The sequence below is a fragment of the Sorangium sp. So ce302 genome, assembly GCF_051530145.1.
GTDB classification, from domain to species: domain Bacteria; phylum Myxococcota_A; class Polyangia; order Polyangiales; family Polyangiaceae; genus Sorangium; species Sorangium cellulosum_B.
In genome coordinates this window covers 5,758,960-5,774,924 of record NZ_CP150326.1, presented here as the reverse complement: position 1 = coordinate 5,774,924, position 15,965 = coordinate 5,758,960, and the positions used below count along the sequence as shown (strand labels likewise).

The 15,965-nt window shown below is 72.9% G+C and carries 15 protein-coding genes, 1 pseudogene and 1 riboswitch; of the genes and pseudogenes, 12 read left to right on the top strand and 4 right to left on the bottom strand.

Going from position 1 to position 15,965, the window contains the following annotated elements:
* Nucleotides 1-411: 411 nt before the first annotated feature.
* Nucleotides 412-618, bottom strand: a riboswitch (cobalamin riboswitch).
* A gap of 108 nt (nt 619-726) precedes the next feature.
* Complete coding sequence (locus tag WME73_RS21930; RefSeq protein WP_437916945.1) at nt 727-1,593, top strand: NAD-dependent protein deacetylase; 867 nt, start codon at nt 727-729, stop codon at nt 1,591-1,593.
* A 34-nt stretch (nt 1,594-1,627) separates the two neighbouring features.
* Here WME73_RS21930 and WME73_RS21925 read toward each other — a convergent pair whose 3' ends face one another.
* Complete coding sequence (locus tag WME73_RS21925; RefSeq protein ID WP_437916944.1) at nt 1,628-2,203, bottom strand: prolyl hydroxylase family protein; 576 nt, start codon at nt 2,201-2,203, stop codon at nt 1,628-1,630.
* A 123-nt stretch (nt 2,204-2,326) separates the two neighbouring features.
* On the opposite strand from WME73_RS21925, the gene WME73_RS21920 reads away from it, so the two are divergent.
* On the top strand, nt 2,327-5,113 hold the full coding sequence (locus WME73_RS21920) for a helix-turn-helix domain-containing protein (RefSeq protein WP_437916943.1): 2,787 nt from the start codon (nt 2,327-2,329) through the stop codon (nt 5,111-5,113).
* A 194-nt stretch (nt 5,114-5,307) separates the two neighbouring features.
* Nucleotides 5,308-6,609 (top strand): outer membrane exchange protein TraA family protein, encoded by a 1,302-nt coding sequence (traA, locus tag WME73_RS21915; RefSeq protein ID WP_437916942.1) that lies wholly within the window; start codon nt 5,308-5,310, stop codon nt 6,607-6,609.
* Nucleotides 6,610-6,665: 56 nt separating this feature from the next.
* Here traA and WME73_RS21910 read toward each other — a convergent pair whose 3' ends face one another.
* The 3 genes from WME73_RS21910 to WME73_RS21900 all read right to left on the bottom strand — a co-directional run bounded on the left by WME73_RS21910 (nt 6,666) and on the right by WME73_RS21900 (nt 8,914).
* Nucleotides 6,666-7,154 carry a type II toxin-antitoxin system RatA family toxin gene (locus tag WME73_RS21910; protein WP_437916941.1) on the bottom strand — a complete coding sequence of 163 codons (489 nt, stop codon included), beginning with the start codon at nt 7,152-7,154 and terminating at the stop codon, nt 6,666-6,668.
* 141 nt (nt 7,155-7,295) lie between these two features.
* Nucleotides 7,296-8,414, bottom strand: a complete 1,119-nt coding sequence (locus WME73_RS21905) for a hypothetical protein (RefSeq protein WP_437916940.1) — start codon at nt 8,412-8,414, stop codon at nt 7,296-7,298.
* Entirely contained in the window at nt 8,411-8,914 is a 504-nt protein-coding gene (locus tag WME73_RS21900; protein WP_437916939.1) for a hypothetical protein, read from the bottom strand. Before WME73_RS21900 ends, WME73_RS21905 begins: the two co-directional genes overlap by 4 nt.
* Before the next feature lie 146 nt (nt 8,915-9,060).
* Between WME73_RS21900 and WME73_RS21895 the strand changes: the two genes are divergently transcribed.
* From WME73_RS21895 to WME73_RS21855, 9 genes and pseudogenes are all read left to right on the top strand, one after another.
* Nucleotides 9,061-9,396, top strand: a complete 336-nt coding sequence (locus WME73_RS21895; protein WP_437916938.1) for a hypothetical protein — start codon at nt 9,061-9,063, stop codon at nt 9,394-9,396.
* An 88-nt stretch (nt 9,397-9,484) separates the two neighbouring features.
* Nucleotides 9,485-10,078 carry a Uma2 family endonuclease gene (locus WME73_RS21890; protein ID WP_437916937.1) on the top strand — a complete coding sequence of 198 codons (594 nt, stop codon included), beginning with the start codon at nt 9,485-9,487 and terminating at the stop codon, nt 10,076-10,078.
* Nucleotides 10,079-10,377: 299 nt separating this feature from the next.
* Nucleotides 10,378-11,187, top strand: coding sequence for a CHAT domain-containing protein (locus tag WME73_RS21885; RefSeq protein ID WP_437916936.1), 810 nt, complete (start codon nt 10,378-10,380; stop codon nt 11,185-11,187).
* Nucleotides 11,187-12,629 carry an AAA family ATPase gene (locus WME73_RS21880; RefSeq protein WP_437916935.1) on the top strand — a complete coding sequence of 481 codons (1,443 nt, stop codon included), beginning with the start codon at nt 11,187-11,189 and terminating at the stop codon, nt 12,627-12,629. Before WME73_RS21885 ends, WME73_RS21880 begins: the two co-directional genes overlap by 1 nt.
* Nucleotides 12,580-13,257 (top strand): annotated as a pseudogene (locus WME73_RS21875) (tetratricopeptide repeat protein); the annotation flags it as partial. The gene WME73_RS21880 and the pseudogene WME73_RS21875, both read left to right, overlap by 50 nt.
* Before the next feature lie 28 nt (nt 13,258-13,285).
* On the top strand, nt 13,286-13,708 hold the full coding sequence (locus tag WME73_RS21870; RefSeq protein WP_437916934.1) for a tetratricopeptide repeat protein: 423 nt from the start codon (nt 13,286-13,288) through the stop codon (nt 13,706-13,708).
* 13 nt (nt 13,709-13,721) lie between these two features.
* Nucleotides 13,722-14,426 carry an RNA polymerase sigma factor gene (locus WME73_RS21865; protein ID WP_437916933.1) on the top strand — a complete coding sequence of 235 codons (705 nt, stop codon included), beginning with the start codon at nt 13,722-13,724 and terminating at the stop codon, nt 14,424-14,426.
* Nucleotides 14,423-14,662 carry a hypothetical protein gene (locus WME73_RS21860; RefSeq protein WP_437916932.1) on the top strand — a complete coding sequence of 80 codons (240 nt, stop codon included), beginning with the start codon at nt 14,423-14,425 and terminating at the stop codon, nt 14,660-14,662. Before WME73_RS21865 ends, WME73_RS21860 begins: the two co-directional genes overlap by 4 nt.
* Before the next feature lie 379 nt (nt 14,663-15,041).
* Complete coding sequence (locus tag WME73_RS21855) at nt 15,042-15,929, top strand: hypothetical protein (RefSeq protein WP_437916931.1); 888 nt, start codon at nt 15,042-15,044, stop codon at nt 15,927-15,929.
* Nucleotides 15,930-15,965 lie beyond the last annotated feature (36 nt).

The window sequence follows — 15,965 nt, the reverse complement described above, 5'->3', positions numbered from 1 at the left end:
GGAGGGGTCGCGAGCCAGCGCACCCACGCCTTGCTCGAGGGCTGAGCCCTCGGCGGAGAGCGGGGGAGCGCGCATGATCAAGACGGATCGCGACCGCGGATGGGGAGAGCGCGTCGTGCCGACCCTCTACCGGAAACGCTCAGCACAACACCACTCCTTGCACGCGTCGTCCGGAGCGGTGCGAGCCCGCTCGGCGCGAGTTCGCGAGGTACGGAGGAGCCGGCCAAGAAGAGGCGCGGACGCGCTGAACCTTCGATAAAGAGCCATCGGACCGACCCCTCGCCCCCGCGGGCGACTGTGTAAGGAAGACGCGGGGGACGGGTCGGAACCGGGACAGGCGCGAGAGTCTGCGCCAGCTCGGACCTACCCGCCTCCCTCGAGGCTTCCAGGTCAAACCGGCGCTGGATGTCTCCCCTGCGCAGGATGTTGGCAGGTCTTCGGGCTCACGAGCGCTCCGGCTCTCGCCGGGTTCCTACGGTCCACCGCTTCCCAGCCCGAGGGCCAGTGCTCGTCGTGGAGGTCGTTCTCGCTTACCGCTGCGGGGCAGCCCCGGACTCACACCGGGTTCCCTTTTGAGCCCCGGGCGAAGCCAGGGGCACCAACACGGGTGCTTACATATGGCCGCGCGGCCGACCGGTCAAGCGAGATGTTCCGCGGAGCTCGGACCGCGCGGTCGACACACGCTGGCCTGGCGGTGCGCGTCGTGGCGGGCCACAACCCGGGCATATGCCGCTCAGCGAAGCGCGTCCGGCCGATCCGCTCGACGACCTCATCGCGCTCCTGCGCGGCAAGCGGATCGTGGCGCTGACGGGCGCGGGGTGCAGCACCGAGTCCGGCATCCCCGATTATCGAGGGCCCGAGACGCGGCGCCGCGCGCGGAACCCGATCCAGGGGCGGGAGTTCTCCCGCTCGGCCGAGATCCGGCAGCGCTACTGGGCGCGCGCCGTGATCGGTTGGGAGCGGTTCTCCAGGGCCGAGCCGAACCCCGCCCACCGCGCCCTCGCGCGGCTCGAGCAGGCGGGGCAGCTCGAGGGCCTCATCACGCAGAACGTCGACGGCCTCCACCAGGCCGCGGGCAGCCGCTGCGTGATCGAGCTGCACGGGACGCTCTCCGAGGTCGCCTGCCTCGCGTGCGGCGCGATGGAGCGGCGCGCCGCCCTCCAGGAGCGGCTCCTCGCGCAGAACCCCGGCTGGCTGCGCCTCGCGGCCGACCTCGCCCCCGACGGCGACGCCGACCTGCCCGCCGAGCACGTGGCGGGCTTCCGTGCGCCGCCGTGCCTCCGCTGCGATGGGCCGCTCAAGCCGCGCGTCGTCTTCTTCGGCGAGAACGTGGCCCGGCCGATCGTCGACGCGGCGTTCGCGCTCGTGGACGCGGCGGACGCGCTCCTCGTCGTCGGCTCGTCGCTGGCGGTCTTCTCGGGCTACCGCTTCGTGCTGCGCGCCGCGCAGCGAGGCACCCCGATCGCCATGATCAACCTCGGCTCCGCGCGCGGCGAGGAGCTCGGCGCGCTGAAGATCGAGGCCCGGGCCGGCGAGGTGCTGCCGCGCCTCGCCGAGGCGCTCGGCGCCGGCGCCACCGCGGCGCCCCGCTGACGCGCCGAGCGCCGGCGCGCGCGTGGCGCTGGCATCACCCGCGCCGGTACATCACGTCGCTGCGGAGGACGTACTTGCTCCCCCGTGTCACGGCGGCGCCGCGGTGGAGCCGGCGGTGCTCGAACAGGAGCGCCATCCCGCGCCGCGGGGCGATGCTCCGGCCGCCCCAGAAATCGGTCGTGCCGCCCTCGAAATCGTCGTTCAGGTAGATCATCGCGGTGAACAGGCTCCGCTCGCCGCCGGGTCGCACGAACGACCCGTCGCCGTGCCAGTTGAAATATTCGCCCTCGATGTAGCGATAGTAGCGGAAGCGCTCGTTCAGCCCGACGGCGCGGTGGAGGCCGAAGCTCGGCGGCGTCCACCGCGCGAGCCGCTCCCAGAGGCTCGCGGCGAGGTCCGGATCGTCGATCATGACGCGGCCGTTCTTGCGCACCTCGAGGTTGATCACCTCGCTGCCCCCGATCGGCGCCTGCTCGAAGCCTCGCGCCTCGGCGAGCGCGATGAAGCCCTCGCACTCCTCGGGCGACAGGACGTTCGTCACCGTGAAGATGCGGAGATCGTCGGTGTAGTCGGTGCACTGGGCGGTCCGTTCGGCGTGCAAGGTGCTCATGCGTGAAGCGTGGGCCCGGGCGGACCGGATCCGGAAGGGCGGGACCCGGGCAGGACCGGGCAGGACCGGGCAGCGCGGTGGACAGGAGAGCGCCGCATCGCCGATGATCGAGCGCTCGCACCGATGGCACGGGTCTCCAGGGCGGGCCGCGGCGCGGAGCCCGCGGTCCGCTTCAACCACACGCTCCTCCAGCGGGCGCGGCTCGATCTCGACCTGACGCAGGAGCAGGTCGCCGCGTCGATCGGCGTCGACGTGCGGACCTACCGCCGCTACGAGTCGGGCGCCGTCAACGATCCGCGGCTCGGCTTCTCGGTCCGGAGCCCGTCCCGGCGGCGCATCATCGAGCGGCTCGGCGCCGAGCTCGGCCTCGCCGAGGCGGAGCTGCTCGTCGTCGAGGCCGAGGCCGAGGCCGAAGCCGCGCTGGCGGCGGATCCCGCCGCAGAGGAAGCGGGTGCGGCGAGCCAGGCCGCGGAGGCGCCCGCCCCGGCGTGGCGCCCGCTGCACGCGCACACGCTCCAGCGAGCGCGGCACTTCGTCGGGCGCGCGGAGATCCTCGATCGGCTCGCCGCGTGGGCCGACGGCTCGCCGCCGCGCCCCCGGGTGATCGCGCTCCTCGGCATCGGCGGGGCGGGCAAGACCGCGATCGCCGAGCGCTTCCTCCAGGGGCTCGGCGACGCCCCGCGGCCCGGCGGGGTGCTCGTCTGGAGCTTCTACGACGACCCCAGGACCGAGGCGTTCCTCGACCAGGCGGCGGCCTACTTCGCGCCGGGCGCGGGCGCCTCGGGCCCGGCGGCGCCGCGGCCTCAGGCGGCGCCCGGAGAGCAGCTCGCGCGGCTGAAGGAGGCGCTGGGGCAGGGGCCGCCGCACCTGCTCGTGCTCGACGGGCTCGAGACCGTGCAGGCCGAGGGGGGCGCAGGGCGCGCGCACGGCGAGCTCCACGACGCGCTCCTCCGGCGGCTGCTCTGCGCGATCGCGTCCGGGCTCGGCGGCGCGCGGGCGCTCGTCACGTCGCGCTTCGAGCTCGCGGATCTGTCCGCCTGGGCCGAGGGCGGGCTCGCGACGATCCGGCCCGAGCCGCTCTGCGAGGGCGACGCGGCGTCGCTCCTGCGCCGCTGGGGCATCCGCGGCGACGACGGCGCCCTCGGCGCGCTGCTCGAGACGACGGGCGGCCACGCGCTGTCGGTCGCCGTCGTCGGCTCCTACGTGGGCGCGTTCCTCGGCGGCGACGCGGGGCGGCTCTCCGCGGCGCAGGCGGCGCACCTCGCCGAGGCCGAGCAGGACGACGTCCTCGCCCGCCGCCTGAGCTCGGTGCTGTCGGCCTACGCGCGCGCGCTGCCGCCGGGCGAGCGGGATCTGCTCGCGCGCCTCTCGGTGTTCCCCGGCGGCGCGGGCGAGGAGGCGCTGCTCCAGCTGGTCCGGGCCGGCGGCGAGATCGCGGGCGCCATGGCGGGGTGGGGCGCCGCGGAGCTCGCGCGCGGGCTCGCCCGGCTGGAGCGGCTGGGGCTCGTGTTCGCGGCGCGTCCGGGCGAGCGCTGCTACTCGACGCACCCCTTCGTGCGGCAGCACTTCAAGTCGCTGCTCGGCGTGCCGCCGGAGCGCGTCCACGCCGCGGGGAGCGCCGCGCCGCCGCCGCGCCTCGACGAGGCGCCGCGCCGGGCGCCGCGGGAACGCGAGGCGGTCGACGCGTACGAGGCCATCCTCACCGAGCTGCTCGGCGCCGGGCGGGCGGGCGAGGCGTACGACATCTACGCGCTCGCCCTCGGCGGCTTCGCGCACCTCGGGCTCAAGCTCGGCGACATGGCCCGCGGCGCCCGCATCCTGCGCGCGTTCGCCGGCGGCGACGACCCCCGCGGCATGCCGGCCTCGCTGCCCGCGCGGGTGCGCGCGTCGCTCGCGTACGACGCGGGGCTCTATGCGGGCGCGCTCGGGGATCTCGCGTTCGCCTGCGCCTGCTACGAGGCGCACAACGAGATCGCCGGGGCGCTCGCCGACCCGGCGCCGATCGCGACCGGCCTGCGCACGCTGGCGTATACGGAGCGGCTGCGGGGCGACCTGACCGGCGCGCGCCGCCTGCTCGAGCGGTCGGCGGAGATCGCAGGCGGCGCCGCGGGGAGCGCCCGCCGCGCCGCGGACCAGGTCCACGCCGTGCGCGCGCTGGCGCTGCTCGCCGCGGTGCTGCACGACCTCGGCGAGGTCGACGCGGCGGGCGAGCGCTTCGCGCGCCTGCGGGAGCTGGGCGACGCGCCGGTGGCGCGCCGCGCGCTCTGGGAGGCGGAGCACGCGCTCGCGCTCGGGCGCCGCGACGAGGCGCGCGAGGCCACGGAGCGGAACATCGCCGAGTGCAGGCGGAGGGGATGGGAGGGGCACGTCGCGCACGGCCACACGCTGCTCGGCCTCGCGCTGCTGGACGGAGGCGAGGGCGGCGACGGCGACGTCGCGTCGGCCGAGGCGCACCTCGTCGAGGCGCGCCGCTGGGCTGCCGCGACGGGCGAGGTGGAGGTCGCGCTGCGGTGCCACGAGCTCGCGGCGCGGATCGCGCTCGCCGCCGGCCGGCTCGACGACGGCGCGCGGCAGGCGCTGGAGGGGCTGCATGTCGCGGAGGCGTGCGGGTTCGGCCCGTTCCGCGCCCGGCTCGCGGTCGTCGCCGCGCGGTGCGCGCTCGCGCGCGGCGCGGGGGCGGCGGCGTCCGCGACGGCGCTCGCCGACTCGTCGGTGGCGTGGGCGGGTGAGGACGCGTGGGCGAGGGCGGACGCGCTGCACTGGGCGGGCGTGGCGCGCGCGGCGGCGGCGCGCGGCGAGGAGCGCGCGCGAGGGCGGGAGCTGCTCGCCGAGGCGGCGGCGCTGCGGGCGCGCCTGCGCCACCCCGGGGCCGGAGCGTCGCGGGAGGCGCTCGCGCGGCTAGGCGGATGAGGGCGCGCCCCGCGCGCGCCGGCGACGAACGGAGCGCCGCGGGCGGACACTCCGCTGCTCGCTGTCAGGATCGTGCCCGCGAAGGGGATTTCTGGGCTCCGCGTTGCGAGCGCGGGATAACGTGACGTGCCGTGAATCGCGGGTCGCATGCGAGCGGCCGCGTAGTTGCGCCGTTTTCCTTGCCAGGAGCGACCATGTTCCACCGACGTCCCAAGCTGACGATCTCTTTCGTGCTCGCCCTCTCCACGGCGCTGGGAGCACCGGGCTCCGCGAACGCCGAGCCAGTGATCATCGAAGGAGGTCCTGTAGCTCCGCTCCCCGCCGAGGCAGGTACGGGCCTGTGCGGCGCGCAAAGGCCATCGTCCGCGCCAGATGTCGACTTCTGGGTTCCGACGAGCGACACGGCGGGATTCATCGAGAAGATGAGCACGTTCTTCGACGCGGGGCAGGAAGAACTCGTGAGCTCCGTGGTGCGCACACCGCTCGATCTCTCGAACAAGTACGACGCCGGGAGCGAGGCGAGCTTCGGCGATTTTCTGGACGCTGTCTCCGACTGCCCGGCAGGAGGGTGCGACTTCGTCGCGAACGAGCCCGACGTGGCGTTCGGCATGCGCCTGCGCGGGTACCTGGCCGTGCCGCCCGGCTACGTCGAGCAGCCTGTCCACTTTGGCATTTACGCCGACGACGCCGTGGCCCTCGTGATCTACGACTCGGCGCAGGCCGCCTATCCGGTGCTGGTGCAGCCACCCGCGCTCGGCGCACCCAGCTGGCGAATGTCGAATACCGTCACATTCGCCGAGCAGGGCCTGTACCCCGTCGAGATCCTCTATGCCGCGATCGTCGAGCATTCAGAGCTCGAGGTGTCGCTTCTGGTAGGCGAGTTCCAGGATTTTCAGCTCAAGGCCGGCCAGGTCGGCAGCCCGAACCTCGCCGAGTCCGGCTTCACGCTCCTCGAGCCGGCGGCGTTCCATCGGAGCGTGGCGGGCGACGCCTCCGCGTCGGACGAGGACGCCTGTGCGCAGTGCGGCCGCGAGTTCATCGGCCAGAGCGGAAACACCGGCTGCGAGGCGGGCTCCTACTGCAACGACGCCGCGCTGTGTGCGCCGTGCGTCGTCGACGCCTTCTGCGGGCCTTCGTGCAGCCCGTGCAGCGCGCAGGCGCCGCGCTGCGCCCTCGTGGAGGGGACGCCGGCGTGCGTCGCGTGCGTGAGCGATGCGGACTGCGATGACGGCGAGGCCTGCGACCTCGAGGCACACGCCTGCGCGGTGCCGCCCGGCCCCGACGCGGGCGGCGCGGGTGGGGGCGGCGCGGGTGGGGGCGGCGCGGGTGGGGGCGGCGGCGGCGCGGCGTCCGCGCCAGACGCAGAGGACGACAGCGGCAGCGGGTGCCGGATCGGCGGCGAGGGGCGGCAGGGCGGCGGACTCGCCTTCGCGCTCGCGGGGCTCGGGCTCGCGCTCGCGGGCGCTCGTCGCCGGACGCGCGCGGCCTCGCGGTGAGCGGGTCCACGGAGCGCGGCTCGCGCTGAGCTCCTGCGGCGCGGCCTTGCCGCGCGTCAGACGGCTGCCGGGTCGCGCCTCGGCAGCCGCTGAAGGATGTCCGTCGTCTCGGCGCTCTGCTTGAGCCCGGCGAGGCGCTGCACGATGTCGCGCCTCAGCACGGCCGCCATCACCGGCTCCAGCACCGGGGCGAGGGCCTGCGGGCGCGCGGTGAAGTTGTAGCGGAACGTGACGCGGGTCTGCTGCGGCGACAGCGCCTTGAAGAGCCATGCGCCAGAGAACTGGCGGAAGATCCGCGGCCCATCGACCATGGTGATCGCCACCTGCTCCGGCGGGTTCAGGGTGATGTAACGGGCCTCCATGGACAGCCCGTTCTTCGCCCGCACCCACACCCGCACGCCGACGGCGGGCTCGGTCGCGCCGTCGCGGTAGCGCATCTCGCGGAGGAACGGGTCCCACTCGAGCCGGAGAGCGTAGTCCTGGGACAGCGCGAAGAGCTCGTCGGAGGCGGCGTCGATCTCGGCGGTGCTCTGGATCGTGGGCATGGCGCCGAGGATAGGGCCGCGGGGATCGCGATGAGGAGAGCGATAGCGAGGGCCCGTCGCGATGGCCGGTCCGGCGGCGGGCCGTGCGGCCGAGGTGAGCTGCGTAGTCCCGAGGGGGAGCTCGCGCGTCCGGCGGCGCGCCTAGGCCGCGAGCGCGAGCTCCGAGAGCTCCGCGAGCTCTGCGCTCGGCGTCAGCCACCGCGAGGCCTGTGAGATGACCCCTTGGATCAGGCTGGCCCCCTTCGGCTGCTGAAGGCTTTGGCCCGACGCTCGGCCGATGTCGCTGTTCAGGAGGGCTTCGCGGAGAGTGCTCTCGATGATGGCCGTCAGCATCTGCGGCTGTGTTGTCAGGAGCTCGATGAGGGGCCTTGCCGCCTCGATGTGCTTGCCGATGTCCTCGGAGATGATCGAGCGCCGCTGCGCTCCGGTCTCCGCGGCCCAGCGAGCTCGCTCGCCGTGAACCTCGGCGGCATCCTCACCCGCGTAGAATGCGGCCAGGAACGCAGCCAGGGACGCCGTCATGAAGCCTAGATAGACGACGCCGTCCGCGGCCTCGCGGTTCAGCTCCTGATAGGTCCTGTCCAGCTCGGCCTCGGCCTCCTCGCGCGTCGTCGCGGAGCCGGGGTAGGCGATGGACTGGGCGGTCACGAGGAGCAGGTAAGCCCGGAGGAGCGGGTTGTCCGGGCACAGCCGGTGTGCCCGTCGCACGGCCTGGCCGAGATCGTCGAAGCGGCGCTCGTCGAGCGCTGCCCTGGCATCGACGAGATGAAACGTCGACTCGCCGGGGAAGCGTTGAAGGAGCGTATCGAGCTCGGCGCGCGCGCGCGGCCGGTCCGTTTCGGCGATCTCCTCCCATCGGAAACGGGATGAGGTCAGTACGGGCGCTCGTCTCAGGACCTCCGTGAGATCCTGCCGCGCGGCGAAGTACAGACGATCGAGCCGATCCCGGTGCGCGTCTGCGGTCTCCTGAGGCACGGCCGCGCTGGCCTCCTCCACCTCGCGGAAGGCGCGCGCTGCCTCCACGACGTCGAAGCCCATGACCAGGCATGCGCACCGTTCGACCGCTGCCCTCAGGCGGGTCTCGGGCTCGACATCCTCCAGGAGCGAGAGCGCGCGTCTCTCGATGTCGGCCGCCTCGTGAAACAGCACGGCTGCCTCGAAGCGGCTCTCTTCGTCTCCGTAGGCCAGCAGCGAGTTGGCCCTGAGCTTCCGCTTACCCCCGGAGGCCAGCAAGGCGAGGTACCCATCGTGCATTTTCATGGCTTCACCTGGTAGAGCTCGCTGACGCGCGGGAGCGCGCACCAGAGCGAGAGGTGGACCTCGGCGATGTCGTTTCTGGCATTCAACCGGGCGCCCTTCTCCACGCGGACCGCACGGAGCGCCGAAAGGCCGCCTGACGACCGCCCCGCGACCTCGACGCCGCGGAGCGCCCCCGGGGTCGCGTCGAGCACGAAGTCCGGCGCCTCCCCTTTGCACATGGTGATCACCCGCCTTCCTGGCATCAGCGCCGAGATGGCGACGAGCGCGAGCCCATAGGCCGCGTTCTCCGTGATGCGCTCGCGGTCCACGGTGCGGCCCGAGCGCAGCCGCGCGATCTTGGAGCTCAGAGCGATGTCACGCCTCTCCAGGGCTTCCATGCTCCAACCGAGCATGAGCTCCATGGACCTGGGCTCGGCGCCGCTCGGGCGGACGACACCCATCTGGAACAGGAACGGCTGCTGATCCTGCGGCTCGCCGCGGTCGGGCAACCAGGCGATCACGTGCGGGACCGTGTCGATGACGAAATCATGATCCTGGTGCTCGTAGAGGGTCTCCAGGGCCTAGGTAGACCGCTCGATCTCGGTACCGGCCGTATCAGACACGGCGACAGGGTAACACGGCGGCACGCCCTCGGGCAGGACGGCCCATGAAGCCCCCGAGCTCGCGGGGATTCGAGCTCGTATCCGCGGAGCGCGGGCCGACCCACTGCGCCAGCTCCTGTTACGCGCTCGGGATGCGGATGTCCGCCTTCGTGCTCGTGGACCGCGCCGTGGCGGGCTGCATGTGCGAGCCGGTCCAGGCGCCGGCCGGCTCTTACGTCGCGCCGCACCCGGCCGCCGCGCCACCCCGCGGTCGCCGCGCCCCCGGCTCCGCAGCAGCCCCAGGCCGCGCGTCGGCGGCGGCCGCGGCGGCTTACGCCGTGATCGAGGCGTACCGGAATCCCGAGGAGCAGCAGTCGCTGCGGATCACGCAGCCGAAGTGAGCGGGCGGGAGGCGACGACCTGCCCTCGGAGGAGGCTCACAGCTCCGTTGTCTCGTGGAGGAGCCCGCGTGGCATACTCGCCTCGACCATGAACGAGCCGGCTCGCAAGCTTGTCTGGACATACGCCGAGTATCTCGATCAGGAGCGGGCGAGCCCGACGAAGCACCAGTTCCTGAACGGCAAGATCTTCGCGATGGCTGGCGGGACGCCGGAGCACGCGTACCTGTGCGCGAGCGTTGGCGCCGAACTCGGGGCGCAGCTCCGCGGGCGGCCCTGCGCGGTCTACTCCTCCGATCTGCGCGTCCGGGTCCAGGCGACCGGGCTCTCCACGTACGCTGACGTCAGCGTCGTTTGCGGGAGGCTCGAGCGCGATCTCGAGGACAAGGACGCAGCGCTCAACCCGATCGTCCTGGTCGAGGTCCTCTCCGACAGCACGGAGGCGTACGACCGAGGCGAGAAGTTCGCGCACTACCGGCGGATCCCCTCGCTCAGGGAGTACGTGCTCGTCTCGCAGCACGAGCAGCGCATCGAGGTATTTCATCGCAACGAGGACGACTCCTGGACGCTCCGGGAGGCCCGCGCTGGAGAGGGCGCGCACCTCGAGGCGATCGGGTGCGTGCTGTCGGTGGACGAGGTGTACCGGGATCCGCTCACCCAGGTCGCGACGGAGGCAGAGGGGTGACTCGGTTGTAGTGGTGATGAGCTCCCAGCGATCGGCTGGATGAGCGGCTTGCTCCGAACGTCGTTGCCTTGCGGGCCGATGGTGAGGTCGGCGTCGAGGACCTGAGCCCTCGTCGCGGGCGCGGGGCCATCCGCAGGTACGCCCGCGTCCAGGAGCGGGGAGCCACGGCGCTCGATCCAGAAACGCGCGGGCGGCTGTAACGCCCGCGCCTGCTCGCGGGATGAGCAGGTGGACCCGATGAAAGGACCCTCATGACCGCGCCCTTGGCCCCTCGATTCTCGTCACGTACGGTGCCCCACATGGCTGCGCTGCTGCCCGCGATGGTCGACCTTCAGCTGGATTCGGGTGGCGACTTGATCCTGAGCTGGACCGAGGTGCCTGGTGCCAGGAACAAGATCCTCCGCCGCGACGAGATCGAGCGCCTCCTACGTCTGGCCGACGCGGTGAGTCGCGCGGAGAGCGCGGGGCAGAGCGCCGCGATCGTCAGCACCCGCACCGCGCTGAGCGCCGCCCTCTTCGAGCTGCTCGACGGCCCCGAGCGCGCCCTCGCGCAGCGCATGGCGAGGGCGGAGGCCGAGCGCCGCCGGCTCGATCTCGTCGTGCGCGCGCGGAGCGACGACCGCGGCGCGCTGCGCGCGCACCCCGCCACGTGGATGCGGTGGGAGCTCCTGCCGTTCGCGGAGACGCGCCGCCGTGGCGCGCCGCCGCTCACGGTCGTGCTGCAGCTCGGGCCCCAGGATCTCGCCGCGCCGCGCGTGCTGGACAGCGGCGGCCTGCGCATCCTGTTCATGGCGTTCTCTCCCCACGACGCGCCGCCCGAGCTCGACTTCGAGCGGGAAGAAGAGGAGCTGCTCGCCGCGATCGCGCCCTTGGCCGAGCGCCGCCGCGCCCGCCTGCGCGTCGTCGAGGAGGGCACGTTGGAGGACCTCCGCGCCGCGCTACTCGTCGAGCGCTTCGACGTTGTGCACCTGAGCGGCCACGGGGTGCTGACGCACGACGGACCGCGGCTCGTCATGGAGGACGCGTTCGGCGGCAAGCGCCTCGTCTCGCCTGCGGTGCGGAGCTCCTCGACGCGCTGGAGCGCGCGAAGGTCGTGCCGGAGCTCGTGATGGTGTCGTGTTGCCACAGCGCCGAGGTCCGCGGCTCGGTCGCGAGCTTCGCGGCGGAGCTCGTGTCAGGGGGCGCTCCCAACGTGCTCGGCTGGACGCGTCCGGTCCGCGACGATCTCGCCACGCTGGCGGCGTCGGCTGTGTACGAGCAGATCGGCACCGGCAAGACCCCGGTCGAGGCCGCGCAGGTCGCGCGCGAGCGGATGCGACGCACCGAGGAGGGCGCGTCCGCGCCGTCCCATGCCTGGGGGACGCTGCACCTCGTCAGCGGCTCGGCGGCTGGGTTCCGCATCGACGATGGCGCCGAGCCACTCAGCGAGCGCGTTGATCGCGACGAGATCTACAAGTTCCTGGGCAGCCACATGCGCGTGCTCAAGATGGGCTTCGTGGGCCGGCGGCGGCTCGTGCAGCGGCTGCTTCGCGTGCTCCTGCGCGGGCAAGACCTGCAGAAGGGCGGGGCGCGCGACGTGGCGGGCGCGTGTGTCTTCGGGATGAAGGGCGTCGGCAAGTCGTGCGCGGTGGGCCGGACGATCGAGCGCGCCAAGCAGCACACGCCGGAGCTCGGTGTGCTGGTCCTGCATGGCGCGATCGACGAGCGCGGTGTGCTCGAGGCGTTCCAGCAGGCCGCCCGAGCTGGCGGAGCAGACCAGGCCGCCGAGGACATGCTCGCGCGCGCCGAGGAGAGCGTGCTCCAGCGCGTGCGGCGCGTGATGGAGCACTGGCGCAGGCGACGTGTGGTCATCGTGCTCGACGACTTCGAGCAGAACCTCGATCCAAGCACGGGCGGCCCCTGGCTCGTGAAGCCCGAGGCGGCCGCGCTGCTCGAGGCGCTCCTGCCCACCTGCACGACCGGCAAGCCGAAGCTCTTGATCACGTCGACAGCCGAGTTCCGGGTCCCGGGGGCGAACGACAGGGCGCTCGCCTGCGTGCCGCTCGGCGCGCTCGACAGCGCTGCGGTGAGAAAGCTCTGGATGCGGGGGCAGGCGTCGAACGAGCTCGCGAGCGTGTCGCTCAAGAGCTGGCACGACCTCGCCGAGCGGCTGGGGCGCAATGCGCGTGTCCTCGCGTGGGCGCGCGCGCTGCTTGCGGGCAAGCCGGACGAGGAGCTCGCCGCCGTCGCTGCTAGCGCGTCGGCGGCGCTGCCGGTCTGGGCGCCGGGCGACGAGGCGAGCGAGGAGAAGCACACCGAGCTCGCGCGTCTGTTCTTGCGCCATATGGCCTGCGAGCAGGCCCGCGCCGCCTGCGGTGAGCCGGCGCTCGAGTTCGTGAAGCGGGCGCGCGTCTTCGAGGCCGCGGTGCCGAGGGAAGCCTTCGTAACGCTCGCTGAGGGGCTCGCGGTCGACGTCGACCGGGACCTGGACGTGCTGGCGAGCTGGGGGCTGCTGGAGGTGGGTGAGCTCGACGGCGCGCGCGTACCGGGTGAGCCCGCTCGTGGAGCCTAGGTTCGATGTGGCCGATGCGGCGCGGTGGCATGAAGCGGCGGCGGAGGTCTGGGAGGTGCTGGCCGCGAAGGCGGCTTCGGGCATCGTCTGGATCGAGCGCACCGAGGCGGCGTGGGAGCATGCGCTGCGGGGCAGGCATGTGGCGCGCGCGGAGCTCCTCGCGCGCCGCATCGACGCAGCGCTCTACAATGCGGGCCTCTACGCCCATAACCTCCGGCTGGCCGAGCGCCATGTGGCGGCGTTACCGGAGTCGCCGTTCGGGCTTCAATGGCTCGGCTACGCCGAGTTCACAGCGGGGCGGCCTCCATCTCGCGCTGCGGATCGCATTCGGCAGGGCCATGTCCTTCTAGTCCGTGCGCACGGCACGGAGGAGCACCCCTCCGTGGCGGCGTCGCTGCACGCGCTGGGTGGCGTGCTGATGGCGCAGGGCGACCTTGCGGGAGCGCGAAAGGCGCTCGAGCGCTCACTGGCGATCGATGCCAAGGTGCAAGGCACGGAGGAGCACCCCGACGTGGCTGCGTCACTGTACGAGCTGGGCGGCGTGCTGAGGGCGCAGGGCGACCTTGCGGGAGCGCGAAAGGCGCTCGAGCACTCACTGGCGATCGATGCCAAGGTGCACGGTACCGAGGAGCACCCCGACGGAGGAGCACCCCTCCGTGGCGGCGTCGCTGCACGCGCTTGGGGGCGTGCTGAGGGCGCAGGGCGACCTTGCGGGAGCGCGAAAGGCGCTCGAGCACTCGCTGACGATCCAGGCCAAGGTGCACGGCACGGAGGAGCACCCGGAGGTGGCGGCGTCGCTGCACGAGCTGGGCTGCGTGCTGGAGGCTGAGGGGGAGCTCGAGCAAGCAGCGGCGCACCATCGCCGCGTTCTGGCCATCGAGACGAAGTGCTTCGGTACGCTCGACCAGTACCACTCGGCCGAGACCGAGGTGGCGCTCGCAATGTTGCTGTTCCGCCTCGGCCAGCGGGATGAGGCCGGCGGCCTCCTCCGACATGCCCTTCAGGTCCTCGCCGAGCAGGTACCGAGCCACCCGATTCTGCAGCAGTTCCGCGCCCTGATGCAGGGCCCACCAGGCTAACTTCTTTCCACCCGTGCCCCTCACCGACCTCCTCGCCCGCGCTGCCATGCGCTCGGCTCCTGCCGACGTGACCGATCTCGCACCGCTCTGCTCGCTCATCTTCGGGCGCCTGCGCGCGTTGGGCTGGGCGCCCTCAGGCGACCTGCGCGGCCGTCCTCCGAGCCTCGCCGACAGCGACGAGGCCCTGCTCGCCGCCCTCGTCCGGGGCGACGCCGCGGCCTTCGACGCTCTCTTCGATCGCCACGCCGCCAAGCTCAACGGCTATGCGCGACGACGGCTGCAACTCCAGCCCGCCGACGCCGCCGACGCCGTGCAGGAAGCCTTCCTCGTCCTGTTCCAGAAGGCAGAGGCCGTGCTCGCCCACGAGCCCGTGAACGTCCCCGGCTTCCTCTTCGGCACCTTGCGCAACAAGGCTGCGCACCTCCTGGCCGCAGGCTCGCGCGAGGCAGCCGCCGGTCCGCCAGACGACCGTGAGCTCTCCCTCGACGAGGGCGCCCTCGCCGCGCTGCTTCAGCGCGAAACCGCCGAGAGGCTCGCCTCGCTCCTGGAGCGCGCTTGCAATCCGCTGGAGCAGGAGGTCGTTTCCATGGATCTCGACGATCGTGACGGCCCCGAGATCGCTCTCGCTCTCGGCATCACCCCGAACTACGTGCGCCAGCTCCGCCACCGCGCCCTCGCCAAGCTGCGCGAGGCGCTCGCCGAGGAGGCGCCGTCATGAACCCGTCGCCCTATCCGGCGCCGCCCGCCTGCACCGATCCGCTCCTCGGCGCGCAGGCGACGCAGGCCCTCGGCCTGCCCCCGCCGGCCGCCATCGCCGCGCACCTCGCGCTCTGCGCCTCCTGCCGCCTCCAGCGCGCCGCCTTCACCGGCCTCGACGCCCACGCCGTCCCGCCCTCGCCGGCTCTCCGCGCTCACCTGCGCCGGCTCGCGCTGCGCCGGCTCCCTGCGCCGTAGCGCCACCCGCTGCTCATCTCGGATGCCGGACGGCGCGCCAGCGGAGGCGACATGGACGATTCCGCCTCAGCAGCCTCGTACCGGCCGACGCTACGCATGTCCGATGGTAGGCCGCAGGGCCTGCCGCGTGACACTACGTGTGTCCCGCCGTTTACAGATCGGCCTGCGAAATGACACTACGTGTGTCCAACCGTTTACAGATCGGCCTGCGAAATGACACTACGTGACCCCATCCACACCCGCGCCGGGCTCCGCGGCCACGGGTTGCGCCTCGCCTCGCAGCCCCATCCCCCTAACGTCGAGATCCTGCGCTCCTCCGAGCACACATCCGGCGCTGCTGTGGCCTACCGTCGCGCTCGCCTGGACGTAGGTTCCCAAGATGGCCAAAGCCAAGACCCAACAAGCACACACCGGGAAGGCGCCGACGGCGACTCCCACGGCAAAGACAACCTACCACGCCTGCTACAAGCGCTTTGCCCCGCAGGCCATGGCGCTCCCGGACCGCGACGTCGAGGTCTGTCGGGCGGATGTGCGGATCGCCTTCGCCAACGTGAAGCGCGGCGTCCAGGCCGCCTGCGCGGATCCCGCGCGGATCCGGCGAGCGCTGCCCGAGCTGCCGCTCGACGACGTGCTCGCGCTGCCGGACCTCGGCCGGGCCCTGGTCTTCGCCGCCACGCGCGTCACGGCGAAGCCGGCCAGCTCCGGTGAGATCGAGGCCAAGCTGAAGGTCGTGATCGAGCTGCGCGAGCCGATGCTCACGCTCGCCGAGACCCTGGCCAAGCGGGGGCTCTTGCCGAAGGACGTCGTGGCCGAGATCCGCGCCGGCAGCGGCAAGTACGATCTCGCCAGCGACGGGATGGCGCTGGCCCATCTCTACGAGGAGCACGCGGTCGCGCTCCGCGGAAAGCACCCTTTCAGCCAGGAGGAGTTCGAGCAGCTGCGGGAAGCGAGCGAGTGGCTGCTCGACACCCTCACCCCCGAGGGGGCCCGCCGGCCCGCGGCAAAGCAGCGCGGCGAGGCCGAGACGATGCGCGACCGGCTCTGGACCCTCCTGGTCCGTCGCTACGCCGACCTCCGGAAGATCGGGTATTACTTCCACGGCGATGCGTTCGAGGAGGTGACCCCGAAGCTCCTGTCGCGCGTGTCGAGCACCGCTGTCGACGACGTGAGCGAAGAGGTCGAGGCAGAAGCGGGCGGCGGCGAGGACGCGGGCGAGGACGGCAACCACGGCGCCGTCTCGCAACCCGCCGTCGCGTTGCCGCCGTGAGCGGCGCGTAGCCTACCGCGCCGCGCGCGGCCGAAA